The 24,446-nt window shown below is 35.4% G+C and carries 25 protein-coding genes and 1 riboswitch; of the genes, 19 read left to right on the plus strand and 6 right to left on the minus strand.

The genetic code is table 11. From position 1 onward, the window contains the following. The first annotated feature begins 2 nt into the window (after nucleotides 1–2). The 7 genes from HHU08_RS08260 to HHU08_RS08285 all read left to right on the plus strand — a co-directional run bounded on the left by HHU08_RS08260 (nucleotide 3) and on the right by HHU08_RS08285 (nucleotide 5,001). Nucleotides 3–821: a sugar phosphate isomerase/epimerase family protein gene (locus HHU08_RS08260; RefSeq protein WP_016204059.1), complete on the plus strand. Its 819-nt coding sequence runs from the start codon at nucleotides 3–5 to the stop codon at nucleotides 819–821. 13 nt (nucleotides 822–834) lie between these two features. Further along, a complete protein-coding gene (locus HHU08_RS08265; protein WP_016204058.1) occupies nucleotides 835–1,605 on the plus strand; it encodes a sugar phosphate isomerase/epimerase family protein in 771 nt (256 codons plus the stop codon). Nucleotides 1,606–1,915: 310 nt separating this feature from the next. After that, nucleotides 1,916–2,509 (plus strand): cell wall hydrolase, encoded by a 594-nt coding sequence (locus HHU08_RS08270; RefSeq protein ID WP_101730185.1) that lies wholly within the window; start codon nucleotides 1,916–1,918, stop codon nucleotides 2,507–2,509. A 206-nt stretch (nucleotides 2,510–2,715) separates the two neighbouring features. Beyond that, nucleotides 2,716–2,814: riboswitch (TPP riboswitch) on the plus strand. A gap of 116 nt (nucleotides 2,815–2,930) precedes the next feature. After that, nucleotides 2,931–3,269 carry a beta/alpha barrel domain-containing protein gene (locus HHU08_RS08275; RefSeq protein ID WP_169188251.1) on the plus strand — a complete coding sequence of 113 codons (339 nt, stop codon included), beginning with the start codon at nucleotides 2,931–2,933 and terminating at the stop codon, nucleotides 3,267–3,269. Beyond that, nucleotides 3,223–3,735, plus strand: coding sequence for a radical SAM protein (locus HHU08_RS25030; protein ID WP_224428228.1), 513 nt, complete (start codon nucleotides 3,223–3,225; stop codon nucleotides 3,733–3,735). The genes HHU08_RS08275 and HHU08_RS25030 overlap by 47 nt, the downstream gene beginning before the upstream one ends. 68 nt (nucleotides 3,736–3,803) lie before the next feature. Further along, nucleotides 3,804–4,091 (plus strand): hypothetical protein, encoded by a 288-nt coding sequence (locus tag HHU08_RS25035; RefSeq protein ID WP_051993990.1) that lies wholly within the window; start codon nucleotides 3,804–3,806, stop codon nucleotides 4,089–4,091. Between the two features lie 139 nt (nucleotides 4,092–4,230). Beyond that, the gene (locus HHU08_RS08285; RefSeq protein ID WP_169188252.1) at nucleotides 4,231–5,001 is read left to right on the plus strand and encodes a serine/threonine-protein kinase; all 771 of its coding nucleotides are present in this window, start codon (nucleotides 4,231–4,233) and stop codon (nucleotides 4,999–5,001) included. Between the two features lie 378 nt (nucleotides 5,002–5,379). Here the strand turns inward: HHU08_RS08285 and HHU08_RS08290 are convergent, their stop codons facing one another. Beyond that, nucleotides 5,380–5,565 (minus strand): hypothetical protein, encoded by a 186-nt coding sequence (locus HHU08_RS08290; protein ID WP_169189638.1) that lies wholly within the window; start codon nucleotides 5,563–5,565, stop codon nucleotides 5,380–5,382. A 287-nt stretch (nucleotides 5,566–5,852) separates the two neighbouring features. Here HHU08_RS08290 and HHU08_RS08295 point away from each other — a divergent pair, with 287 nt between their 5' ends. Both HHU08_RS08295 and HHU08_RS08300 read left to right on the plus strand, forming a co-directional pair. Beyond that, on the plus strand, nucleotides 5,853–6,908 hold the full coding sequence (locus HHU08_RS08295) for an LLM class flavin-dependent oxidoreductase (RefSeq protein WP_169188253.1): 1,056 nt from the start codon (nucleotides 5,853–5,855) through the stop codon (nucleotides 6,906–6,908). Beyond that, on the plus strand, nucleotides 6,908–7,858 hold the full coding sequence (locus HHU08_RS08300) for an ATP-grasp domain-containing protein (RefSeq protein WP_169188254.1): 951 nt from the start codon (nucleotides 6,908–6,910) through the stop codon (nucleotides 7,856–7,858). The genes HHU08_RS08295 and HHU08_RS08300 overlap by 1 nt, the downstream gene beginning before the upstream one ends. A 59-nt stretch (nucleotides 7,859–7,917) precedes the next feature. Here the strand turns inward: HHU08_RS08300 and HHU08_RS25675 are convergent, their stop codons facing one another. Together HHU08_RS25675 and HHU08_RS08310 are read right to left on the minus strand one after the other, a co-directional pair. After that, nucleotides 7,918–9,411, minus strand: coding sequence for a glycine betaine ABC transporter substrate-binding protein (locus HHU08_RS25675; RefSeq protein ID WP_328822991.1), 1,494 nt, complete (start codon nucleotides 9,409–9,411; stop codon nucleotides 7,918–7,920). A gap of 94 nt (nucleotides 9,412–9,505) precedes the next feature. After that, on the minus strand, nucleotides 9,506–10,621 hold the full coding sequence (locus HHU08_RS08310; protein WP_016204047.1) for an ABC transporter ATP-binding protein: 1,116 nt from the start codon (nucleotides 10,619–10,621) through the stop codon (nucleotides 9,506–9,508). 1,119 nt (nucleotides 10,622–11,740) lie between these two features. Here HHU08_RS08310 and rlmD point away from each other — a divergent pair. The 3 genes from rlmD (at nucleotide 11,741) to HHU08_RS08325 (ending at nucleotide 14,651) form a co-directional block, all read left to right on the plus strand. Next, on the plus strand, nucleotides 11,741–13,108 hold the full coding sequence (gene rlmD, locus HHU08_RS08315) for a 23S rRNA (uracil(1939)-C(5))-methyltransferase RlmD (protein ID WP_407939862.1): 1,368 nt from the start codon (nucleotides 11,741–11,743) through the stop codon (nucleotides 13,106–13,108). Between the two features lie 282 nt (nucleotides 13,109–13,390). Further along, nucleotides 13,391–13,924, plus strand: coding sequence for a cell wall hydrolase (locus HHU08_RS08320; RefSeq protein WP_016200766.1), 534 nt, complete (start codon nucleotides 13,391–13,393; stop codon nucleotides 13,922–13,924). A 178-nt stretch (nucleotides 13,925–14,102) separates the two neighbouring features. Next, a complete protein-coding gene (locus HHU08_RS08325; RefSeq protein WP_169188255.1) occupies nucleotides 14,103–14,651 on the plus strand; it encodes a hypothetical protein in 549 nt (182 codons plus the stop codon). Nucleotides 14,652–14,903: 252 nt separating this feature from the next. On the opposite strand, the gene HHU08_RS08330 is transcribed toward HHU08_RS08325, so the two are convergent. Next, nucleotides 14,904–15,671, minus strand: coding sequence for an IclR family transcriptional regulator (locus HHU08_RS08330; RefSeq protein ID WP_016200773.1), 768 nt, complete (start codon nucleotides 15,669–15,671; stop codon nucleotides 14,904–14,906). A 409-nt stretch (nucleotides 15,672–16,080) separates the two neighbouring features. On the opposite strand from HHU08_RS08330, the gene HHU08_RS08335 reads away from it, so the two are divergent. Continuing rightward, entirely contained in the window at nucleotides 16,081–16,593 is a 513-nt protein-coding gene (locus HHU08_RS08335; RefSeq protein WP_169188256.1) for a DoxX family protein, read from the plus strand. Nucleotides 16,594–16,662: 69 nt separating this feature from the next. Here HHU08_RS08335 and HHU08_RS08340 read toward each other — a convergent pair whose 3' ends face one another. Both HHU08_RS08340 and HHU08_RS08345 read right to left on the minus strand, forming a co-directional pair. Beyond that, nucleotides 16,663–17,217, minus strand: a complete 555-nt coding sequence (locus HHU08_RS08340) for a sugar O-acetyltransferase (RefSeq protein WP_169188257.1) — start codon at nucleotides 17,215–17,217, stop codon at nucleotides 16,663–16,665. Next, a complete protein-coding gene (locus HHU08_RS08345) occupies nucleotides 17,214–18,113 on the minus strand; it encodes a LysR family transcriptional regulator (RefSeq protein WP_101730173.1) in 900 nt (299 codons plus the stop codon). Before HHU08_RS08345 ends, HHU08_RS08340 begins: the two co-directional genes overlap by 4 nt. Before the next feature lie 129 nt (nucleotides 18,114–18,242). Here HHU08_RS08345 and HHU08_RS08350 point away from each other — a divergent pair, with 129 nt between their 5' ends. The 6 genes from HHU08_RS08350 to HHU08_RS08375 all read left to right on the plus strand — a co-directional run bounded on the left by HHU08_RS08350 (nucleotide 18,243) and on the right by HHU08_RS08375 (nucleotide 24,420). Further along, a complete protein-coding gene (locus tag HHU08_RS08350; RefSeq protein WP_169188258.1) occupies nucleotides 18,243–19,490 on the plus strand; it encodes an APC family permease in 1,248 nt (415 codons plus the stop codon). A gap of 118 nt (nucleotides 19,491–19,608) precedes the next feature. Beyond that, complete coding sequence (locus HHU08_RS08355) at nucleotides 19,609–20,286, plus strand: DUF554 domain-containing protein (protein WP_016200778.1); 678 nt, start codon at nucleotides 19,609–19,611, stop codon at nucleotides 20,284–20,286. Between the two features lie 159 nt (nucleotides 20,287–20,445). Further along, nucleotides 20,446–20,928 carry a pyridoxamine 5'-phosphate oxidase family protein gene (locus tag HHU08_RS08360; RefSeq protein ID WP_016200779.1) on the plus strand — a complete coding sequence of 161 codons (483 nt, stop codon included), beginning with the start codon at nucleotides 20,446–20,448 and terminating at the stop codon, nucleotides 20,926–20,928. Between the two features lie 629 nt (nucleotides 20,929–21,557). Further along, nucleotides 21,558–22,670, plus strand: coding sequence for an ABC transporter ATP-binding protein (locus HHU08_RS08365; protein ID WP_169188259.1), 1,113 nt, complete (start codon nucleotides 21,558–21,560; stop codon nucleotides 22,668–22,670). Continuing rightward, entirely contained in the window at nucleotides 22,667–23,605 is a 939-nt protein-coding gene (locus HHU08_RS08370) for a carbohydrate ABC transporter permease (protein WP_169188260.1), read from the plus strand. The genes HHU08_RS08365 and HHU08_RS08370 overlap by 4 nt, the downstream gene beginning before the upstream one ends. Next, nucleotides 23,602–24,420 carry a carbohydrate ABC transporter permease gene (locus HHU08_RS08375; protein ID WP_169188261.1) on the plus strand — a complete coding sequence of 273 codons (819 nt, stop codon included), beginning with the start codon at nucleotides 23,602–23,604 and terminating at the stop codon, nucleotides 24,418–24,420. The genes HHU08_RS08370 and HHU08_RS08375 overlap by 4 nt, the downstream gene beginning before the upstream one ends. Nucleotides 24,421–24,446: the final 26 nt, after the last annotated feature.

The raw sequence follows: 24,446 nt of genomic DNA on the forward strand, positions 1-24,446 counted from the left end.
AGATGAAATTAGCATTTACGACATTAGGGTGTCCTGATTGGGACTTAGAGAGAATTATCAAAAATGCGGTGGAAAATGGTTATAATGGTATTGATTTTCGTGGGCTTCTGGGGGAACTTGATATATACAAACTGAAAGAATTTTCATCAAATGTAAAAGAAACGGTTCGCCAGTTTAAGGAAGCTTCTTTAGAAATTCCTTGTTTTTCAAGTTCGGTAAAACTGGTTACCCAGTCACAGGAAGAATATGATAGATATATAGAGGAATTAAGACAGTACGCCCTGTTATGTAAAGAATTCAACACCCCATATATCCGTGTATTTGGTGGAGCGATTGGAAAATGGAAGAGAGAGGAAGCAATCGGAATTGCAGAGAAGAACGTGCATGATTACCTTGCCCTTGTAGAGAAATATAATGTCAAACTTCTGTTAGAAACACATGATGATTGGACAGATAGTAGAAATGTAAGAGAACTTGTTCAAAGAGTTTCCTCTAACCATTTTCTTGTATTATGGGATATTCATCATCCGTATCGAACAATTGGAGAAAAACCAGAGACTACATGGGATAATCTTGGGGAATGGGTTTGCTATACACATTGGAAGGACTCCTATGTAAAGAAAGAGACGAAAAGAGGCTATCAACTTTGTCTTTTAGGGGAAGGAGATATACCTCTGCCGGATATAATGGCTCTATTAAAGGACAATGAGTATGATGGCTACTTTACATTAGAATGGGAAAAAAAGTGGTGTCCAGAGTTGGAAGAGCCGGAAATTGCATTTAAGCAGTTTAGTAAGTATATGAAAAATATTCTTATATAAGGGTGTTGATTCCATGAAGTTCGGTTGTTGCGCTGCTATTGATCAGGCAGAGGCGCTATATGAAGCAGGTTATGATTTTATTGAATGTACGGTTGTTTCCCTTTTGCCAGAAGAAAGCGAAGATGTTTTCAAAAATATAGTAAAAAAATATCAGGAATCACCTATTCCGATTGAAGCGTTTAATATTCTTCTGCCAAGCGATTTGAAAATCGTCGGTGAAAGTGTGAATCATCAGCGAGTGAAAGATTATCTAACATCAGCTTTAGAACGGGTGCATCGAATTGGAGCCAAAACTATTGTATTTGGAAGCGGGGGTGCTAGAACCTTCCCAAAAGGCTATCCAAAAGAAAAAGGGGAAGAGCAAATAGCGATATTTTTATCGACAGTAGCAGATATTGCGGAACAGCTAAACTTAACAATTGTGATTGAACCACTTAACAGAAAAGAATCGAATGTAATTAACAGTATTCCTGAGGCTGTTGAATGGACAAAGAAATTAAAGCGAAAATCATTAAAATCATTAGCTGATTTCTATCATATGGTAGAAGAAAACGAACCACTTGCCCATCTTTATGAACAGAGGGATTTTATTCATCATATACATGTTGCCGATTCTAATAGATTAGCTCCAGGTACTGGTACGTATCCATACTCAGAGTTTGCTAGCATTATACATAAAGCGAACTATGATAGCAGAATCTCCATCGAATGTAATTGGCGAAACTTTGAAGAAGAAATTGGGCAAGCACTTGATTATTTAAAAAAGCAGTTTTCTTTCGAATAATGATGTGGATATAGGAAGATTAATAGAGTATAGGCGCTAAATGAATTTAGTGCCTTTTTGCACGGGATTTTCTTCTTTTAATATTACAAACAAAAATCACACCGTAACAAACCTACCTAAATTCCCTAACTAAGGATATTATTAGCAAACTAACTTGATTGGTTAACACTTCCACCAATATTTTGAACCCTTACCTAGCAAGACATCAACCTAGCAATCTATTACTTACCACTTTTTGGACGATGTATAGAAATATTACATCTGCTAGCCTAATAATAGACACAGAAACGACTACTAGGAGGTAATAGATTTGAAGAAATTAAAGAAGCTGATAGTAGCCGCTGGATTAGTGTTATCTATTTCAGCATTTACATTAATAGATCAAGCAGAGGCCGCAACCAATCGAACGATACAATCTGGGGACACTTATTGGAAAGTGGCAACAGGTTTTGGGATTCCTGTAAGTGATTTAATGAAAGCTAATAAGAATAAACCTTTAATTACGGGTCAAAATATGATTCTACCAAATGCAACAGTTTCACCAGCCGATAAAGATTTAATGGCGCGACTAGTACGTGCTGAGGCAGTTGGTGAACCTTACGCTGGGAAGGTTGCAGTGGCAGTTGTTGTCTTGAATCGTGTAAAAAGCGATCAATTTCCGAACAACATTCGTAGTGTAATCTATGAAAAATCAAATGGGTATTATGCCTTTACACCAGTTCAAAATGGAGAAATTAATAAGGCAGCGGATGCAGAATCAAAAAGAGCGGTTAATGAAGCAATTGCTTTAGGTGGACAAGGGAATGGTTCTCTTTATTTCTTTAATCCTAAAACAGCTACAAGTAACTGGATTTTAACACGTGAAGTAACTGTTACCATTGGAAATCACCGTTTTGCTAGATAAATAGTGGAGCAGCTCTTATATTAATATCCCTAATAGAATATTTCTTTTTGAAAGAGGCTATCCAACGGTCAGTTAGCTGACTTTGGCTAGCCTTTATTGATACCATGAAGGATTAATTCGAATAATGAATTTTTTCATAATTCGTTTTTTTGTAACATTTTCTTTTTGTTTTTCTGTTATCCTATATATGTAAGTAATTGCATAGATTGAAAAGCTAGGGGTGCCATTTTTGGCTGAGAGGAGAAATCCGACCCTTTGAACCTGAATTGGTTAGGACCAACGGAGGGAAGCTTGTAATATACAGTTGTTATGTAATTTAATGTGATACTGTCTATAAGCTCACTCCATTGGGGTGGGCTTTTTATTGTGTAATTAGCCAGTAATCAAAGGACGAAAACAATGTAGAATTGGAGGATGGAAAATGAAGGATACACTTGTAATTGGTGGAGAAGAATTTACTAGTAGACTATTTGTTGGAACAGGTAAATTTGCAAATCATCAGCAAATGGAGGAAGTACTTGAGAAATCGAATACGGAGGTTGTGACAGTAGCTCTTCGCAGAGTAGATATAGAGGCAAAGGAGGAAAACATTTTGAATAATATTCCAGCTAATATGAGATTAATGCCAAATACATCAGGTGCAAGAACTGCGGACGAAGCTGTACGAATTGCAAGGCTAGCAAAAGCAATCGGTATGGGTAACTGGGTTAAGATTGAGGTTATTTCCGATCACAAATATTTATTACCAGATATATTGTAGCTTTAGTTTTACAAATCCATTCCCTCGAAGGCGTTTAACGCTTGAGGAAATTCAAAAGGAAGCTCAAGTTATTGCAGATATGGGGATTAAACACATTATTTTATTGACCGGGGAATCCCGCCTTCATGCATCGGTTGAATATTTAAAAGAAAGCTTAACCGTATTAAAACAATATTTTTCCTCTATTGCTATCGAGATTCAGCCTTTAGATGAAAACGATTATAAAGAGTTAGTAGATGATGGTATTGATGGATTAACAGTTTATCAAGAAGTATACAATGAAGGTATTTATCGAGAAATTCATAAAAAAGGACCAAAGCGAAACTTTAGATATCGTCTAGAAACTCCAGAAAGAGGGGCCAAGGCTGGAATGCGTTCATTAAATGTTGGGGCATTATTAGGCTTAGATGATTGGAGAAAAGAATGTTTTTTAACAGGTGCCCATGCTAGCTATTTACATATTTAGAAACTGAAGTTGGAGTATCTTTTCCACGCATAATCCCACATGTTGGTAGTTTTCAGCCGAAAGATCTTGTGACAGATAAAAATTTAGTGCAAGCCATTCTAGCATTTCTCCTTTTTCTTCCGAGAGCTGGTATTAATCTATCTACTCGTGAAACGGCTGAATTTAGGGGAAAATTGATTCCTTTGGGAGTGACAAAAATGTCTGCTGATTCTTCCACAGTTGTTGGCGGTTATTCAGATCCACACGCAACACAAAGCCAGTTTGAAATTTCAGATGATCGCTCAGTCGAAGAAATAAAAGTATTACTAAAACATAAAGGCTACCAACCAATGATGAAAGATTGGCAAATGTTATAACGGATCGGAAGTAATCTATTGTGGAAAAATGGTAACTGTAGAAAAATGAAAGTTTTCTTTCAAATTAAAACGATATTTTTGTTACAATAAAAACATAGAAATAATCAGCAGTTTTTCTGCGGATAAGGAGTAAATCGTTTTGAAATGGAGTTACTTAACTCGGTGGTACTTTGATCGGCCACTGAAGGCTGGAACAAGATTGAATACATATGAAGTCGAAAAATGCTTGGGATTAGGTGCGTATGGAATGATTTATTTGTGCAAGGATACTCGTTTAGGCAAAAAATACGTCATCAAACAATTACGTCCAAGTAAGGGGAGAAAACAGCAAGAACACGATCGTTTTAAAGATGAAATACAATTATTGAGCAAAATAAGTCATCACTTGGTTCCTTCCTTAACTGGTGAATTTAGTATAGAGAACCAGCATTATTATGTGATGGAATATGTAGAGGGAGATAATATAGAAGATTTATTATTTTTTTATAATAGAAAGTTTACAGAATTAGATGCGTTAAATATGATGAAACAACTTCTTTCTATTATAAAGTATTTACATCAACATAATATTTTTCATACAGATATTAGACCACCAAATGTTATCGTCCATCAAGGAAAAGTGCATTTAATTGACTTTGGACTTGCTAAACAAGTATCTGAAAGGGATAAGAATATAAGCAATTATCGACAAGATGATTACTACGATTTTGGCCAGATGATTTTGTTTTTGTTGTATTCTACGTTTAAAGGGAAGAAAAGCAAGCGGCGTACATGGATAGAGGAATTAAGCTTGCATCCTGCAACCATAAAATTCCTCAAAAAACTATTGGGAATTTCTGATCCATTTGCCAATATGGTTGAAATTGAAAAAGACTTAGAGGCTGCGATTGGAATATTACAAGAAAATTAAAAGGTATAAACTAAAGGCAGGGACAGAACAAAATATATAATAGATAAAGAAGAACAATCTCTAATTTAGTAGCGAAACCAACTCGTTCCATCATTATTTTTAAAAGAAAATATAATTTAGTAGGAAATACAAAGCAGACGCAATACACGTAGACTCCTATGGGAGCTGCGAGAAAGTCCAAGACCCCGCAGGAACGAGGAGGCTTGGCGCTCGCCCCATGGAAAGCGAAGTGTATTCCGTCAGCGGGTGATCACCACAAACCTTCTTTCTTAAAATGAATAAACCCCAAACAATTATACAAACTTTTCTTAGCATGTACGTATAATCGTTTGGGGTTATTGGGTTGAAAATACTTATGTCCCAGCTTCTTTAGTACCTTTAGCTACTATGCTTTCGGCGTTTATAATAATGGCTGCCCCCATAGGGATCACGTTTTCGGTAGTCGGAACTACTGTAGCTTTTATGTTTTCGATAACCTCTTCTATCACTGCTACTATATTTTTTATAGCTTCTATGACGGCGGCTATTGCTATAGCTACCAGAAAATTGCTGTATTTTCTTCATGATTTTTCTAAACATTTTATCACCTCTTTTGAGATTCATCTAAGTATTAATTTTAACAAACAATGCAAAAGTATAACGGAAATTTACAAAAAAAATACAAAGTTGTAATAAAAAATATTGATTATTGAAAAACGATTGCTTACAATTTTGATGTGTTAATTCGCACTAATTATATCGGGTTTAAAAATTGCAATCTAGTAAGAAATATAATAACATTATTAATATTCTAAACAATTCGTTTTATTAAAAGACAGCTTCTTGAGAATAGGGGAAAAGGGGTAATGAACATGAAATATGGATTTTGGCTTCCTATTTTTGGAGGATGGTTAAGAAATGTAGAAGATGAAAAGATGCCTCCAACGTTTGAATATGCAAAAGAAGTTATTCAAAGCGCAGAGAAATGGGGCTACGATACTACTTTAATAGCTGAACTATATTTAAACGATATTAAAGGACCTGAAAAGGATTCTCTAGAAGCATGGTCAACAGCCGCGGCTTTAGCTGCTGTGACGGAAAAAATCGAAATTATGACAGCTATCAGACCAGGTTTTCATAATCCTGCAGTGGCAGCAAAAATGGCAGCCAATATCGATCATATTAGCAATGGAAGATTTACGTTAAATGTTGTTTCAGCATGGTGGGAGCAGGAAGCGAAACAATATGGTGGCATCTTCACAGAGCATGATGATCGCTATGAAAGAACACAAGAATTTATTGATATTTTAAAGGGTTTATGGTCAGAAGAAACCTTTAGCTATAAAGGAAAATACTATGAGATTTCAAATACAAAATTATCACCAAAGCCGATTCAAAAACCTAATCCAATCCTGTATGCAGGTGGAGAAAGTCCAAAAGGGAAAGAGATTATTGCCAAAAATTGTGATGCCTATGTGATGCATGGTGGAACAGTGGGAGAAATTGCGGTAAAAATAAAAGGAATGCAGGAAGAAAGACAGCAATATGGAAACACGCCATTTTCTTCTTTTGGAATGGCTGCTTATGTTGTTTGCCGTGATACAGAAGAGGAAGCGCAAAAAGAGATAGAGAGAATTACCGATGTAAAAGAGTCATCAGCTTATGCAGGCTTCGATGATTTCGTTAATAAATCTCAACTAGAACAACAAATAAAGTTATATGACTACTCTGTTTCCAATCGTGGACTCCGTCCTAATTTAATCGGAACACCTGAACAAATAGCGAAAAAAATCCTAGATTATGAGGAAGTCGGAGTTGATTTATTGCTTTTGCAATTTTCTCCACAGCTTGAGGAAATGAAAAACTTTTCCGAAAAAGTTATGCCATTAGTTGAGAGATTAAGAAAAGAAAGAGAAGTGACTGGGTGATGAGTAAAATATACGTTATTCATGAAAATAGTGAGTGGACGGTCCATTTAACAAAAAGACTAGATGAATTAAATTTGCCGTATGAGGAATGGGACTTATCAGAAGGTAGTTTCGATTTACTCCAAGAGCCGCCGGAAGGGATTTTCTATAGTAGGATGAGTGCTTCTTCGCATACTCGGGGTCACCGTTATGCTGCTGAATATACATCGGCTGTATTGGAATGGCTAGAATCTCATGGAAGAACGGTAGTAAATGGCAGTAGCGCTTTAAAGTTAGAGGTGAGTAAAGCAGCTCAATATGCTGCCTTACAAAAGCATGGAATTACAACTCCGAGAACGTTGGTGGCAACTGGTAAAGATCATATTATTGCCGCAGCAAAACAGCTTGGCAACCCTTGTTTTATTACAAAGCATAATCGGGCAGGAAAAGGCTTGGGTGTTCGCTTATTCCATTCCATAAATGAACTTGAGTCATATGTGGAAGGACCGGAATTTGAAGAACCAGTCGATGGTATTACCTTAATTCAACAGTATATCGAAACACCAGATCAATCCATTACAAGATGTGAATTTGTTGGTGGGAAATTTGTTTACGCAGTGAAGGTAGATACAGCAGGAGGATTTGAGCTTTGCCCAGCAGATGCATGCCAAATCGATGATCTATTCTGCCCTGTCGGTGAACAAGTGGAAGAAAAACCGAATTTTACTATCCAGCAAGGTTTCAATGAGCCAATCATCGAAAAATATGAACAATTCTTAGCTTCACAAGGAATTTTAGTAGCTGGAATTGAATTCATGAAAGATCAAAGCGGTACTATTTATACGTATGATATTAATACAAATACAAACTACAATGCAGATGCAGAAAAAGAAGCTGGCATATATGGAATGCTTCAATTAGCCACTTATTTAGGGGATGAGTTGAAGAGTAGGTATGGAGTTTCGAAATAAATAAGAAAAAGGGATAGATGTTGATTGTATCTATCCCTTTTATTAGTTTTTTTCGTTAACTATTCAATTAACCCTTCCTCTTTCAAAAACTCCACAGCAACATCTTCATATTGCTCTTTATCAATATCTACTCGTGCATTTAGTTCTTGCATTTTTTCATTATCAATTTTTCCGACAAGCATGCCTAATACTTTTTCTAATTCTGGATGCTTTTCTAATGTATCTGCTCTAATTACCGGTGTAGCATAGTAAGGAGGGAAGAAGTTTTGATCATCCTCCAGTACCTGTAAATCAAAAGCCGGGATGCGACCGTCGGTTGAAAAAGCGTCAATGACATCCACATCTCCATTTTTAATCGCACTATACATGATGCCAGAGTCCATTGCCTGAGTATTTTTAAATTCTATTCCATAAGTATCAATAAGCCCCGGATAACCATCTTCTCTTTCAAGGAACTCTGGTTCAGATCCTAAAGTAAGTTCTGGTGCCATCTTTTTTAAGTCTGAAATTGTTTTTATATTGTTTGATTCAGCGTCTTCTTTGCGAAGTGTTAATGTATAAGTGTTGTTAAAGCCAAACGGCTCTAACCAAACTAAATTGTAGTCTTCTTTAAATTTCTTTTTGACAATTTCATATGCTTCATCAGGATCACTAACCATATCTTCTTTTAAGATGCTTAATAGTCCAGTACCGGTATATTCCATGTACATATCATAATTGCCAGTGTTTACACCCTCGAAGGCTGGAGCGGTTCCACCAAGAAAGGATTCATAGTTTACCTGTAAATCTGTATGCTCCTCGATTAAATGCCCCATGATGTAAACCATGATTTCTTGTTCCGTGAAATTTTTACCTGTTATTGTAATTGTATCTTTCGCGCTTTTTGCATTACTGAAATTTGCAATGACAGTTGATAATGGAAGGAGTACGATTAATCCTGCAACAATCCAGATGCGAATCCGGCTTTTTTTTGCTTTTTTATTTTGATGCAGGCCCTGTGGCGTAACGTCTGCTTCTAAAAGTTTTAACAAATAATCAAATATAATCGCCAAGAGTGCAGAAGGAATAGCTCCAGCAAGGATAAGACCTGTATTATATGTTTGTAAGCCACGGAAGATTAAATCTCCTAGTCCGCCTGCACCAATTAGTCCAGCTATCGTTGCCACACCAATAATTAGGACAGTTGCGGTTCGGATTCCTCCCATAATGACGCTTAGAGATAATGGTAATTCAACCATCCAAAGCACTTGACGATTGGTCATACCCATGCCGACGCCTGCTTCGATTGCTGATCTTTCTACTCCAACAATTCCTAGATATGTATTGCGTAAAATCGGCAACAGACCATAAACAGTTAAAGCAATAATGGCTGGAAGTTTACCGGTTCCGATGAATGGTACTAAAAATACTAGTAATGCCAAACTTGGTATAGTTTGAAATACACCCGCTATTCCAATGATGGAGTCAGCGATTTTTCTGTGGCGAGTTAAATAGATTCCTAGAGGAACGGAAATCACGATTGCAATAACAATCGAAAGAAGAGAAAGATACATATGCTCTAAAATTAAATTCCATATTGTTGGCCAACGGTTGATAAAGACATCTACTGTCTCTGTAATTATGTTAGGAATGGTTCAAACCTCCTTTTTATTCTCCAATTTGATCGGCTATATATTCAACAAGGCTTGCACGGTTGACAATACCGACAATTTTAGATTCCTGATTAACTACTGGAATAAAGCCGTATTGGGATTCATTGACAAGTTGAAAAGCTTTTTCTGTCGGTTCTTCTACATTCAGCGTCTTTATATTGGTGTCCATTATATCTTGTAAGGTTAATTCTTCTTCTTTATATCGTTTTTGTACCTCCCAAACATTCGCTATACCGAGAAAAGTATTGGATTTGTCTACGACAACAAGGCTATCCACACGTTTTCTTCTCATTAACTTTAACGATTCAGCAAGACCTCGAGACTGACCAGCTGTGACAGGTGTTACCATTAATTTTGTTAATTTAGGTAAAGAAATGTTTTCTTGTAAACGGTCTTCTCCAATAAAACTGCGAACAAATTCATTGGCTGGATGCCGTAATATATTTTCTGGACGATCTAATTGCACAATTTCTCCATCCTGCATAATACAAATACGGTCAGCTATTTTAAGCGCTTCATCCATATCATGTGTAACAAATACAATTGTCTTTTTAATATCCTGCTGTAGTCGGACTAATTCATCCTGCAGTTGTTCACGACTGATAGGATCCAAGGCACTGAAAGGTTCATCCATCAAAATTATTTTTGGCTCAGCAGCAAGGGCTCTAATAACTCCAATTCTTTGTTGCTGTCCACCACTTAATTCGGAAGGGTAACGATCACCGAAAGTATCTGGATCTAGCCCAACCATTTTCATTAAATCATTAATTTTGTCCATGTATTGTTCTTTTTTCCATTTTTGAAGTCGAGGAACGAGCGATACGTTGTCTTTAATGGTCATGTGGGGTAACAAACCTATTTGCTGAATGACGTAGCCAATAGTTCTGCGGAGTTTTACTGGATCCTCAGTGGAAATATCCTTTCCTTCAATGGTAATGGAACCACTGGAAGGTTCTATAAGTCGATTGATCATCCTCATAGTAGTTGTTTTACCTGAACCACTTGGTCCAATTAGAACAAGTAATTCCCCTTCATTCACCTGAAATGAAATGTTTTTAAGTGCTTTAAATCCATCTTGAAACGTTTTAGTAACTTCATTAAATTGAATCAATTTCTACGAACACCTCCAGACTTTTCTATACAACTTATTACCCGATCTTGCTAACTAACTAACCTCCTTTTTTTAAAATATAAATTACTGTTATTAACTATTATATCACTATTTTCAGAAAAAAGAGTCCAAAATGGGATTGTTATGGGATGGTGCAGGCAGATTTTTTGTTAAAATAATGGGTGTGCAAGTCGCTGAGGCTTACTTTAAAAAATAGAAAAAGAGACAATAATTGTATTTTGAAGTAATCTTTATAATGTTGGTTGGATTGCTATTATTAATGAAAAAATATATTATGTTGTAATTCTACTCAAAAAGAGGAATTACAAATATTTATCTCGATTAGTAAAGTATAGGAGGACTGTGATCTTGACAGAGGTCGTTTGATAAAACATTATTTAGATAGCAGAAAGGTGGGGAAATATTGAAGATTATTAAAGACTCTGCAATTTTTAGTTTGTGTATCTTTATTATTAACTTTGTTATTAGCCTTATTTTTAATCCGAATAGTATAATAAAAGATTTTAAGATAGGAGTTTGGTATGCGTTCACAGTATATACATCGTCTTTTGTTATGCTCTTTGCTATTGTTCTTCTATTTCTATTTATAAGAAGATATATTCTCCGATTAAAAAATCTATAAAATCATTTACATTAGTAGTTATTTGTATGGAACGATTCCTAGTGGAGATATAAAGATTTATGATACCGAAAAAGAGCGGACAGAGGCTCTTGAATTATTCAAGGGTGATGCGGTAATGCAGCTTACACGTGTGACTAATAGATATTTTAACAGGAGAGAGGATTTATCAGAAGGTTAGAATGAAGGCTTATGTGTTAGTATTAGAGTGAAATAGCAAATCAATATATAGGTTTATGAGTGGGACGTTGAGATGATAGCAACGTCCCTTTTAAATTACTTTCTGTCTAGTTAGAAAAATTACTAATATCTACAAAATAAAAATTATTTTCATATGTATGATTGTCCTTTATACTAGGGAAGTATGTTAAAAATATAATAGTTAGACTAACAATGAGAAATAAATCATTTTAAATAAATTTGATTAGTGAAATTGTTTAAGGAGGAAAAAACGTTTGACCACTATTGAAAAAGAAACGATGATTGTTGAAATTAAGAATGTTGATGAAAAAGGGGCTGGACAAGCAGTTGTTTGGCGTGAAAATGAATTAGGAAACAAAAAGAAATTAAAATTAACTATTCCGCAAACATTACCAGGTGAAAAGGTAAGAGTAACGGTTGATCAGCCGCAAAGAAGACATAGAAAGGCAATGCCAGAAGAAATTCTTAATGCACATGTGGAAAGAATCGGAGCAGCGTGTCCACATTTTGAAAAATGTGGCGGTTGTGTCTGGCAACATTGGGATTATAATGGGCAGTTACAACAAAAAACAAATCATGTGAAACGTGTGATTGAAGAACAAGGATTTGATCCTAACTTAGTGAAAGATACAATTGGAATGGACGAGCCTTGGAGATACCGCAATAAAATGGAATTTACGTTTGCTACAGACGGTTCCCTAGGACTACATGAACAAGGAAATTTTAGAAAAATCATTTCTTTAGAAACTTGTCTTATTGCTGGTAAAGAAATGGTGGAAGCGGCACTTGAAGTAGCAAATTGGGTAAAAGAGCATGCTTTAAAAGGATATAACAAAGATACACATGAAGGACTTCTTCGTCATTTAATGGTGAGACAATCTTTTGCAACAGGTGAAATGATGCTGGCACTATTTGCAACAGAAGCTCCAGATGGTTCTTTGAAAAATGCCGTGGATACTATTGTTGCTCGCATAACGGAAAAATTTCCACAAGTAAAAAGCTTCATGTGGTTAGAAAATACAGATTGGGCAGATCGTACGCAATCAGAGAAAAGCCATACATTAGCTGGTCGAGACTTTATTTATGATGAAATGGATGGCTATCGTTTCCGAGTTTGGTTTGATACCTTCTTCCAAACAAATCCAACACAAGCACAAAAATTGGTCGATTTAGCTGTAGAAATGGCAGAACCAAAAAAATCAGAGAATATGATTGACCTTTTCTGTGGTGTAGGAACATTCTCGCTACCATTTGCAAGCAGAGTCGGCAAGCTTGTTGGAATTGAAATTGTGGAAAGTTCGATTGAATCAGCTAAACGCAATGCTGGCGATAATGGGATTGAAAATGCTACATTCTTAGCGCAAGATGCAAGAACAGGATTAGCACAAGTCTTAGAAACATTTGGCAGACCAGAGTTATTATTACTAGATCCTCCTCGCTCTGGAGCAGGTGGGAAGGTAATGAGACGTATCGGACGTTCTCAACCAGAACGAATTGTATATGTATCATGTAATCCAGATACATTTGCAACAGACATTAAGCAGCTTGAGCCATTTGGATATACATTAAAAGTTGTTCAACCAGTGGACTTATTCCCACATACCGTTCATGTAGAGTGCTGTGCCTTACTTGTAAGAAACAATTAAAAGAGTGAAGCTGATTTCAGATTTTTTCTGGTATCAGCTTTTTTGGTTGTTATAGACGTTAAATAGAGTTGTATTAGTTTAATATCTTCTCCTCTAAAAAAAATTTCATCCGCTAAATAGGAGAAAAATGACCTATCGGTAAAAGGTGAATTGTAAATATATAGTTATTTCTTCCAAATATCCCAACGAATCTTACAGTTCTTCCAACAATTATGCAATGAGTTTTGCTTGCAAACCTGTTAGCCTTGTATATGGGCCTGTTAAAACAGGAGGTATAAAAAAATGAAACAGTTATTATTTATTGCAATTATCTTCACTTTAATTAGTAGTTCTTATATATATGTTCCGTCCATTGCAAAAGCAGAAACTATTAGTACGGAGAAAACAACAACTGTATCAACAAGAAAATTTGCAGTTGATAAAAAGGAAAATGTTAGTGCTTCTGATGAATCAACAGCAATAACGAACAATGAAAAAAATTTACTGGCCCGTCTTGTTCATGCAGAAGCGAAGGGGGAGCCGTTTGCCGGTAAAGTGGCAGTAGCTGATGTAGTTTTAAATCGTGTGGAAAATGAGCAGTTTCCCGATACGGTAGAAAATGTAATTTATGAGAAAAATGCTTTTCAGCCTGTACAAAATGGTTCTATTCATAAAAAAGCAGATAAAGAGTCACGCGAAGCTGTAGAAGAAGCATTAAAAAATGGAAAAGAGAATAAAGAGCTTCTTTATTTTTATAACCCGGATACAGCAACAAGTGATTGGATCTTTACAAGAAAAGTAATGAAGAAAATAGGTAATCACGCATTTTCTATTTAATTTTATACGATTAAGCAGCCAATAATGCATTCATATAATATGTTATCAATATAATTGTAAGTAGAGGGGATTTTATAGATCTCCTCTTTTTTATTTTTAATTGAAAAAATCAAGCAGGAAAATATTTGAAACTTTTCATGTGATTATTCGTATACTTACTTATCGAGGAGGGGATGAGATGAAGAAAAGCTGCTATCGTTCATTCAAAATCACGTTAATTCCTTTTCTTATTTTATTATTAGTTGGATGTACTGAGAAAACAGACAAGGATACAGATGAATACATACAGACAGTAGAAGCCGTTTTACAAACTACCTTAAATGGCCCCAATGATGACCTAACAGAAATATGGAATAAACAAATGGAAAATAAAATAGATGTAGCGGAAAAACGAGAGGCATTAGTCCAATATGAAGAAGAAATATACAAAGATTATTTTGCCAATCAAACATCTTACAATGATTTTATCTCAAGATATGGAACAGTGTTAATGATTGAACCGTATAAAAATAATTATACTTTAAAGGTGAAAAATATTGATTATGAAAGAACAGATTCCAAAGAAAACATCTATAACTTTTCTATCGCATTAGAGTATCACAAAAAGGGCACGGAATCACCGGAAGTTAAAAGAGTGACTGGGCAAGCAAATTTAAATCGTGATTATAAAATTGAAAGAATGTTAATTCGCGTAAATGATTTATGGGGTTCGTTTGATAAGAAGTAACAAAGTAGCAGGGGATACCTTTGAAAGGTGGCAATTTTATTGAAACATCTTATATTTGGGTTCCCTTATTTCTGCAAATCAATTAGCGTATAAAGGGAACCTTAAGTTCATGAGACTCTATAAAATTAAAGTGATATAGTAATATGTTGTAGAATATTGCCTAAAAAAGTGGAAACTAATTTTGGGGTTATAATAGAAGACATGAAAAATGGACTTGGTCCTTTTCCATGTCTTTTATTTCATACAATTCTTTTATTTAATCGGAACCCCATATCGCATTTCCTCTGATAACTCATTTCCAGTCTTTTTAAGAAGTTGGATATAATCCTCAAGGGTATCATCATCCACTCTGGATACTAGTGTAGAAATGCTTAATGCGGCAAGTATTTGTTTATGCTGATTAATGATTGGTACAGCGATACAGCGAACACCTAGTTCATTTTCTTGGTCATCAACTGCATATTCTTTTTCACGTACTTTTTCTAATTCAGTCAGCAAAGCTTCTTTCGTCGTAATTGTACGGTTTGTAGCTTGTTCAAAAAGATATTTTGTTAGCAATTCATCTACTATTTCTGGCTTTTGGTAAGCTAACAGCGTTTTTCCGATTGCTGTACAGTGAAGAGGTATTCTTCGTCCAATTCGAGAGTAACGGATTACCGAATTAGCTCCTTCTTCCTTATCAATATATACACCTGCATTCCCATCTAAAATTCCAAGATGGCATGTTTGACCAGTTCTTTGAGCTAACTCAACAAGATATTTATTAGCAATTTGTCTGATGTTTAATGTATTTATAACTAAGTTTCCTCTTTCCACTAGCTTTAAGCCTAATCGATACTTCCCGTTCTCTGGATTTTGATCCATATAGCGTGATGCTTGAAGGGTCTTTAATAAAGAATGAACGGTGCTCTTATGAAGTCCCATTTGGTCACTAATTTCCGTAATTTTTAATTCTGTCGTGTGATCGTTAAATAAGTCTAATATTTGAAGAGCACGTTCAACAGATTGAATGATTGGCATAGTATCTTCTCCATATTTGTTTTATATTATTTAACTGATTGCTATGATAGAAAACATTTAGTTGATACATTTACATTAATATAGCTATTTGAAAATAGCAACGGCATTTTATAAATAATGAAAAAATTCTAAAATGATTTTATGTAAGCGTTTACTTTTAAGGCATGTAGAAGCAGGGAAAACCAGTTAAAGTATAATTGGAAATGTCCATTCTCATTACACAAATTGTGTCGTTCACAATTAAGACATAACTTTGTGAACTAAATGTGAATAACATCACAATAACCTTTCTTACGTTAGGAATAGTGCTATTATAAAAGTGTAGTAAGAAACAAACAAGATCTTGTAAAAAATAATGTGAAACAATGAACAAACTAATGGTTAATCAATCTTAAGGAGATGGAGTAAAATGTTAGACTTATTAAGAAATAATAAAGTGGTTGCAGGAATATTAGCTTTTATAAGAATTTATCTTGGCTATCAATTTATACATGCAGGTTACGGAAAGATAACAAGTGGTGCATTTGACGCAAGTGGATTTTTACAAGGTGCGATTGCGAATAGCACAGGAGATCACCCAGCGGTACAAGGGTGGTGGGCAACATTTTTAGAACATGTAGCACTTCCTAATGCAGATTTATTTACATTCTTAGTTCAATGGGGAGAATTACTTGTCGGGATAGCATTAATCTTAGGGTTATTCACAAGCTTTGCAACATTGATGGGGATGGTCATGAACTTCGCTTTCCTCTTTAGTGGAACAGTAAGCACAAACGGACAAATGATTTTATTAGCAATATTCGTAATCGTAGCAGGAGCAAACGCTGGTAAATTTGGTCTTGACCGTTATGCAATGCCATATATCAAAAAACAATTTAACAATAGAAAAAATAAACATAAAAAAGAAACAGCGATTGCTTAAGAAGTTCCTCATTAGATTATAGAAAAGAAGGCTTGTCAACTGTTAGCAGTTATGGCAAGCCTTTTTAGTTTATTCAGATTCATTAATTTCTATGTTTTTTATAATTTTTGCTGGATTTCCAGCCACAATTGTATTTGCAGGGACATTTTTGGTAACGATAGATCCAGCAGCAATAATGGAATTGTCGCCAATACTTACCCCAGCTAAAATTACACAACTACCACCAATCCAAACATCATTTCCTATTGTAATTGGAATTGCATAGCCACTACTATTTCTATTTTTAGGTTCAATGGAATGTCCAGCTGTGTATATTCCCACATTAGGACCAATCATACAGTTATGTCCAATTCTAACTTCAGCCATGTCTAAAATAGTCCAATTATATCCAGCATAAAAGTTATCTCCTACATGAATGTTGTAACCAAGATCACAATGGAAGTTGTGTTCTATACTAGGGTTTACACCAACACTGCCAAACAACTCCTTTATAATGTCCTCTCTTTGGTCTGCATTTTCTATGTTGCTATTATTAAATATTTGAACTAGTTTGTGGGCATGAATATTTTTCTTTCTTAGTTCCTCTGTCCCACGTTCATAATAAATTTTCCTTGTATCACTCATCCAAATTTGCTCCCTTTATTTTTATGGTTTTCTTTTTCTTCCTCTTGTTTAAAATAGGCTGTTGCTTCTTCGATAAAATAGTGAACTATCGGAGAAACCCATCTGCTTTTATGATAAAAAAGGAAGGAAGCAACTTGACCATGTTTCGTATCTAAACGTCGTGCCGATAAACGGCCATCTTTTAATTCGTTTTGGATCGTAATTTCTGGAACAAGTGCCAATCCTAAACCACATTGCACACATTGCTTAATTGCTTCAATGCTCCAAAATTCATGAAAAGAAGTAGGCGTGATTTTTTCTTCTTCGATGAATTTATCAAAAATTGTTCGGTAAGGGCAATTACTTTCCGAATAAAGAATCGAATTTGGTTGCATATGATCTGGTGAGGAAATGATACTCATATGTTCATCTAACATTTTAATAGTTTCCAATGATGGATGCTTTTTAAATTCTAGATTAAGAAGCAAGGCAATATCTAAATCCCCAATCTCTACTAAATGCTGAATTTCCTCACATGTCCCCATTCGTACTGATAAATGCACATCTGGAAACTTTTCTTTGTAAGCCTGAATGATAGTAGGAAGGCGGTAAACTGTTAACGATTCTGATGCCCCAATTGTAATTTTTCCTTTTTTCGTAATAGAAGATTGATGCAGTTCTTTTGCTCCTTTATGTAGACGCAGCATTTCATTCGCATAGGGAAGAAACGATTTGCCAAGCTCTGTTAAGGCAATGGCTTTCCCTAGTCGATCGAATAACGGACCTTCTAACTCGATTTCTAAAGCTTGAATATGGGAGGTAATCGTTGATTGTGCATAGCCAAGCTGATTAGCTGCTTTTGCAAAACCACCTGCTTCCACAATGGCTTTAAATGTTTGTAAATGTCGAATTTCCATTTTTATCACTCTCCTATTATCGAAAAAAACGATATCATTTATCGTATATATCTATTTTACTGAATGGTAAGAGGCAAATACAATAGGAAGTAAGAAATAATTAAAAATTGATGGAAATGAGGAAAAAGAATGAATCAAAGGAAAATCGGTTCCTTGACGTTAAGTGGCTTAATCATTGGGCCACTCTTAGGATCAGGAATTATTTTATTACCAACCATTATTTATGAGAATCTAGAAAACTATGCGATTTTTGCATGGCTAATTATGTCTATAATCGGTATCTGTTTTGCTTATGTATGTGGAGAATTAATAATTAAATTTCCCGGAGAAGCAGGTCTTGGCAATGCAATGGAAAAGGCATTCGGAACAAAAATAAAAAATCTCGCTTCTGTTTTTCTTATGATTGCAGCACTTATGGGCCCAGTGGCAGTTATGATGACGGCAGCAGAATATATTCAGACATGGTTATTTCCAGATAAAATAAAAGTTGAGTGGATTGCGATTGTGCTATTAGTTATGAATGGGCTGATTTTATTATTTCGATTGAACTTTCTCGGTAAATTATCCTTTATTATCTCTACCTTGGCCGTGTTGATATTAGTTAGTGGAAGTATATATGCTTTGCTTAATGAGCCTTCTGGTACTTGGGCTTTTCCTGATTTTCATTTTTCTTCTTTTGGCTATAATCTTTTGCTACTTTTTTGGACGATTGTCGGTTGGGAGATTGTGGGGAATTATTCGAGTGAGGTGAAAAATCCGAAAACAACAATCCGAAAAGCCATCTTTTTTAGCGCTGCTGTTATATTGATCGTCAATTTAGTTCTTTCTGCGGCCGTCCAATGGACAATGTATAACAGCACATTTTCTATTCGATTAACTGGTATCATGTATCCGCTATTTGGGCAATTATCTGTTGGATTATTAGCGCTCGTAGCAACTGGGCTTTGTATAACAACACATTTAATGGTAGTTGGTGGAGTAGCGAGACTTGTAGCAGCATTATCAAAATCTGTTTCATCTTTTCATTTTCTCACAAAAAAGCTCGCAAATGGTGCACCATTTAAAGCAATTGCTTTCCTTGTATCGATCCATCTTTTCTTTGCAGTATTAGTTCTATTAAAAGTGGTGACAGTAGAACAGCTTGTTGGCTTTGCGAACGCCTTTTTTATTGCTAATGCACTAATTGGCTTATTTGCAGCAATCAAATTATTGAATAATCCATGGATAAAAGGAATGGCAATGATGTTAAGTGTCCTATTTGGAATTTTGCTATTACGTTCTTCTGTCATTTCTTTAGTTGTTATCTTTGCTTTAACCTTTTTATTGATCGGATGGCGCCATGAAAGACATAACAGCCAAGAAAAGCTTGATATTTGATGAAAAATTACCAAAATGTAATGGAATAGGATAAAATGGCTTTATATATGGGAGCATTATTATTTTTAACTTAAGTAATGCGGTGTTTATAAAAATATAAAGTCAAGGAGAATAGAAATTGATTGGAACATTATTTAACTGCTTTATGATTCTAGCAGGCTGTACGATTGGAAGCTTTTTGAAAAAGGGGATTAAAGCAGAGTATCAAGATATTTTAATGCAAGCAATGGGGCTTGCCGCAACTGCTCTTGGAATTCATTCCATTGTTCAATATATGCCAGACAGTAAATACCCTGTTCTGTTTATTGTCAGTCTTGCTATTGGTGGTTTAATAGGGGAAAAATTAGACATTGAGAATGCTTTTAAACGAATTGTGGATAAATTTTCAAAAGGAAATCTAGCAGAAGGGTTATCGACGGCGATCTTACTTTTTTGTGCAGGTACTTTATCCATATTAGGACCTATTGAGAGTGCACTAAGAGGAAATCATACATATCTTTTTACAAATGCTATTTTGGATGGTGTTACTTCTATTGTATTAGCATCTACTTTTGGATTTGGAATTGCAGTTTCTGCTCTAGTTTTATTTGCATGGCAAGGCTTTTTTTATGTAACAGCAGGATTACTTGCAAACTTTTTAACGACTGATTTACTAGCAGAAATATCGATTATTGGTGGAATTCTTATACTTAGCTCAGGGTTGAGCATATTAGGAGTTAGAAAATTTAAGACATTAAATCTCCTACCGTCTCTATTAATACCAGCCATTTGGTTTGTAATTTTAACGCTATTTTAGATAAAATATTTGTCTGAGTTTATTGTTTATTTTGGAAGCTGGTTGATCCTCCTCAATCAATTTAAAATATGAAACTTCTTTTTAAGTTGAATTTTACCTATGATTAAAAGTTCCTAATAAGGGGAATATACTTTTAAAACTATTCAAGAGGTGATAGAGATGGAAAACACTTTTAAACAAGAAGAACTTGAAACGTTAAGAGAGCTGATAAATGATGTGGATACGGCGATGCTGACAACTGTTTCAGAAGAAGGTCTTGTATCCCGTCCGATGAAAACGCAAGAAGTAGAGTTTGATGGAGATTTATGGTTTATTACAAAGAAAGATACCGATAAGTATGAAGAGATTTTACATGAAAATGATGTGAATATCTCTTATGCAGGTAAATCTTTTGTTTCTATTAGAGGTAGAGCTGAACTTGTAGATGATCTCGCAAAGAAAAAAGAATTATGGAGTAAATCCTATGAAAAAATCATGCAAACTTCTTACGACGATCCGAATGTCGTTTTAATTAAAGTAAAAACTGAGGCAGCAGAGTATTGGGATACGGGAAGCTTCACAAAGAATATCGCCTTTTTCTATAAAAGAATGACAGGCCAAGAAGCAGAAAACACAAATATTAATGAAACATTAGAATTATAAGTGCACGTAAAAAGCTTAGAGTTTACTCTGAGCTTTTTGAGGATGGGACATAACTAAATAGATACTCTGTAAAGACGAACAATTTCTAATATAGCTAGTAAATAGCGGCTGCTTTCGCATACTTTTTACAAGAGGAAATATAATTAGTTGGAAAAACAGAGCAGCCGGAATACACGAAGACTCCTATGGGATTAGCGAGACAGTCTGAGACCCTGCAGGCCACAGGCCGAAGCGGCTCAGCGCGAGCCCCATGGAAAGCGAAGTGTATTCCGGCTGCGGGGAATCGCACCAAACTTCATGGAAACATCCTTTGAAAAACAAATAAAAGCCCGAACAATTATACGGAACATTCATTAGCATCTTCGTATAATTGTTCGGAATTATCCTTGGCTGGAATACTTATGTCCCAGCCTCTTTTTTTCATGGGGAAACAGTGGGACGGTTCTTATGAGGACATTTATGGGAAGCAGTGAACCGTCCTTTGAGGCCCAAATTGTGAAGAACGTAAAGGGAAATTGTAGTTTTGTCAAGCGGTTATTAGGAGTTTGTTAATGATTGGTAAATTCGGTTTCTTTCCTAAAATTCTATGGTTAAATAGGAATGTAATTTAATTGGGGAGGGGTTTGTTAGTGGTAGCAGTAGAAATGAAGGACATTTCTAAATCATACGATAAGCAAAAATCAGTGATCGACCAGATTAGTCTTTCCATAGAAGAGGGAGAATTTTTTGTTTTAGTAGGTCCATCGGGATCTGGAAAAAGCACTTTACTACGAATGATTGCTGGTCTCGAAGAAATTTCAGGTGGTGTCTTGAAGATGAATAATCAAGTTGTAAATCATCTGCCTCCAAAGGATCGCAATTTATCGATGGTATTTCAAAATTATGCATTATACCCTCACTTAACAGTTGAACAAAATATTCTTTTCGGTTTACGTGCCAAGAAAGTAGACAAGATGGAGCAACAAAAAAGATTACAAGAAACAGCTGAGATGATGGGGTTATCAGATTTATTAAAACGTAAACCAAAGCAATTGTCTGGCGGTCAAAGGCAGCGAGTGGCATTAGCGAGATCGGTTGTAAGTGAAGCACCTATTTGTTTAATGGATGAGCCGCTTTCTAATTTAGATGCAAAACTTCGTGCTCATATGAGAATAGAAATTCGCCGCTTACAAAAAAAGCTTGGGTTAACGATGATTTATGTGACCCATGATCAAGTAGAGGCAATGACAATGGGAGATCGAATCATGGTTTTAAATGATGGGAAAATCCAACAAGTAGGTGAACCAATAACTTTATATAATCAGCCTGCTAATTTATTTGTTGCATCCTTTATCGGTTCACCAAAAATTAATTTGAGTGAGGCAAAGCTAATGGACCATAAATTAGTTCTGGAGAGTGGACTGCAAATTACAATGGATAAAGAAGATATTTTATCGTTACTGTCTTATCCAAATCTTACGATGGGGATAAGAGCGGAACATATTTTACCAGGAACAACAGAACAGACGAGCCATACTTTAGAAGTAGTAAATGTAGAACAGCTAGGGAATGAAACCTTATTAACATTTGAAGTGGGTAAAGAGCTTTGGACAGCAAAATGGTTAGGACAATGGAGAATTCAAGCTGGAGATCATGTACCAGTCCAGTTGTCCTCAAAGAATATTTGCTTTTTTGATTCTGAATCAGGCGCATTAATTCGACCTGCTGTTGCTATGAGAGAACAAGAGGTTGTTGGCTTATGAGTGGTATCGTTTATCAACAGGAAGTACAGCATTCCGTAGATTTTATAAAAGAAAAAAAGAAACAGCGTTTACAGCATTTATACAAAGGGGTGTTATTTCTATTACCTTCAATTCTATTATTCAGTGTCTTCTTATTTTATCCATTGGGGAAAACAGTCTATTTAAGTTTTTTCTTAACAGATAATCGAGGGGATACAACTGTATTTGTCGGCATGGATAATTATCTCGAAATTTTTAAATCACCAATCTTTTTGCAAAGCTTAAAATCGACCTTGCTTTTTGCCTTATACACTGTTCCGGGAACTATTATCGTCAGTTTATTCCTGGCAATCCTTGCAAATGAAAAACTTCGTGCGATCGGTGCTTTTCGAACTGTCTTTTCCTCTTCTATGGGGATTTCTGTTGCAGCAGCTTCCGTGTTTTGGATATTCTTATTTCATCCTACGATTGGCTGGTTAAATCGTATTGTGAAAATATTCGGATTGGAGCCAATTGGTTGGTTAACCGATCCCAATTGGGCCCTCTTTTCTGTATCTGTCTCAACCATTTGGATGAATGTCGGCTTTACATTTTTGATTTTATTAGGAGGACTGCAATCCATTGATTCCTACCTATATGAAAGTGCCGATATAGATGGAGCAGGTTACTTTTATAAGCTGAGAAGAATAACGGTTCCGATGCTGTCTCCTACCTTATTTTTTGTAATGACAGTTACGCTAATTAATGCCTTTCAAACATTTGGCCAAGTAGATATGTTAACGAGAGGAGGACCACAGAATGAAACTAATTTAATCGTCTATTCCATTTATCAGGAGGCGTTTATGAATTACCAATATGGTACAGCGAGCGCACAAGCAATTATTCTTTTTGTGATTATCCTTGTTTTAACCATCATTCAATTTAAGCTTGGGGAAAGGAAGGTTCATTATCAGTGACATTGCCAATCCATAAAAAAGTTATCTTTTATCTATTGTTGACTGTATCAGCATTGCTTATTTTTTCTCCAGCGATTATCGCGTTTTTGATGAGCTTTATGTCCTCTCAGGATATTATGACAGGAAAAATAATACCGACCGGATTAACCTTGGACAATTATTTGAAAGTGTTTGAGCGTTTTCCGTTAATGCACTATTTAATAAATAGCTTCATTGTTTCCATTGTTATTATGGTGGGCCAATTAATTCTTGCTAGTTTAGCAGCATATGCATTTGTATTTTTAGAGTTTAAAGGGAGAGATTTTATCTTTTTTATCTTTATTGCCACAATGATGGTGCCGTTTGAAGCATCAATTATTCCAAACTTTCAGACGATAAGAAACCTAAACTGGCTGGATCATTTTAATGGATTGACTATTCCGTTTTTCGCGACAGCATTTGGGACTTTTCTCTTGCGGCAGAATTTCAAGCAAATCCCGAAAGAGTTAAAGGAAGCTAGCGAAATAGCAGGGGTTGGTGACTTTAAATTTTATTTAACAGTTGTTTTACCGATGGCCCAAACAAGTTTGATTACACTTGGTGTGTACGGGTTTGTCACCTCTTGGAATATGTATTTATGGCCGCTGTTGGCGACAACAAATGATAGTGTACGTACTGTGCAAATAGGATTAAGGCAGCTTCAATCACAAGAACAATTAAATGAATGGGGCGTCATTATGGCAGGAGCAATTATTGTTGTTTTGCCAACATTAATTCTATTATTTTTAGGTCAGAAAAAGCTCCAGAAAGGATTAACCGAAGGAGCCTTAAAATAATCTTTGCAAACAAAGTAACCATTTTT

This window comes from Niallia alba, from assembly GCF_012933555.1.
Classification (GTDB): Bacteria; Bacillota; Bacilli; order Bacillales; family Cytobacillaceae; genus Niallia; species Niallia alba.

What these genes read in the sequence shown, in the direction of transcription:
- HHU08_RS08295 (WP_169188253.1), top strand. Translation starts at nt 5,853, where the DNA reads ATGAAATATGGATTTTGGCTTCCTATTTTTGGAGGATGGTTAAGAAAT.
- HHU08_RS08325 (WP_169188255.1), top strand. Translation starts at nt 14,103, where the DNA reads ATGAAGAAAAGCTGCTATCGTTCATTCAAAATCACGTTAATTCCTTTT.
- HHU08_RS25675 (WP_328822991.1), bottom strand. Translation starts at nt 9,411, where the DNA reads ATGTATCTTTCTCTTCTTTCGATTGTTATTGCAATCGTGATTTCCGTT.
- HHU08_RS08370 (WP_169188260.1), top strand. Translation starts at nt 22,667, where the DNA reads ATGAGTGGTATCGTTTATCAACAGGAAGTACAGCATTCCGTAGATTTT.
- HHU08_RS08345 (WP_101730173.1), bottom strand. Translation starts at nt 18,113, where the DNA reads ATGGAAATTCGACATTTACAAACATTTAAAGCCATTGTGGAAGCAGGT.
- HHU08_RS08275 (WP_169188251.1), top strand. Translation starts at nt 2,931, where the DNA reads ATGAAGGATACACTTGTAATTGGTGGAGAAGAATTTACTAGTAGACTA.
- HHU08_RS08300 (WP_169188254.1), top strand. Translation starts at nt 6,908, where the DNA reads ATGAGTAAAATATACGTTATTCATGAAAATAGTGAGTGGACGGTCCAT.
- HHU08_RS08265 (WP_016204058.1), top strand. Translation starts at nt 835, where the DNA reads ATGAAGTTCGGTTGTTGCGCTGCTATTGATCAGGCAGAGGCGCTATAT.
- rlmD (WP_407939862.1), top strand. Translation starts at nt 11,741, where the DNA reads ATGATTGTTGAAATTAAGAATGTTGATGAAAAAGGGGCTGGACAAGCA.
- HHU08_RS08340 (WP_169188257.1), bottom strand. Translation starts at nt 17,217, where the DNA reads ATGAGTGATACAAGGAAAATTTATTATGAACGTGGGACAGAGGAACTA.
- HHU08_RS08360 (WP_016200779.1), top strand. Translation starts at nt 20,446, where the DNA reads ATGGAAAACACTTTTAAACAAGAAGAACTTGAAACGTTAAGAGAGCTG.
- HHU08_RS08330 (WP_016200773.1), bottom strand. Translation starts at nt 15,671, where the DNA reads ATGCCAATCATTCAATCTGTTGAACGTGCTCTTCAAATATTAGACTTA.
- HHU08_RS08335 (WP_169188256.1), top strand. Translation starts at nt 16,081, where the DNA reads ATGTTAGACTTATTAAGAAATAATAAAGTGGTTGCAGGAATATTAGCT.
- HHU08_RS08290 (WP_169189638.1), bottom strand. Translation starts at nt 5,565, where the DNA reads ATGAAGAAAATACAGCAATTTTCTGGTAGCTATAGCAATAGCCGCCGT.
- HHU08_RS08260 (WP_016204059.1), top strand. Translation starts at nt 3, where the DNA reads ATGAAATTAGCATTTACGACATTAGGGTGTCCTGATTGGGACTTAGAG.
- HHU08_RS08320 (WP_016200766.1), top strand. Translation starts at nt 13,391, where the DNA reads ATGAAACAGTTATTATTTATTGCAATTATCTTCACTTTAATTAGTAGT.
- HHU08_RS08350 (WP_169188258.1), top strand. Translation starts at nt 18,243, where the DNA reads ATGAATCAAAGGAAAATCGGTTCCTTGACGTTAAGTGGCTTAATCATT.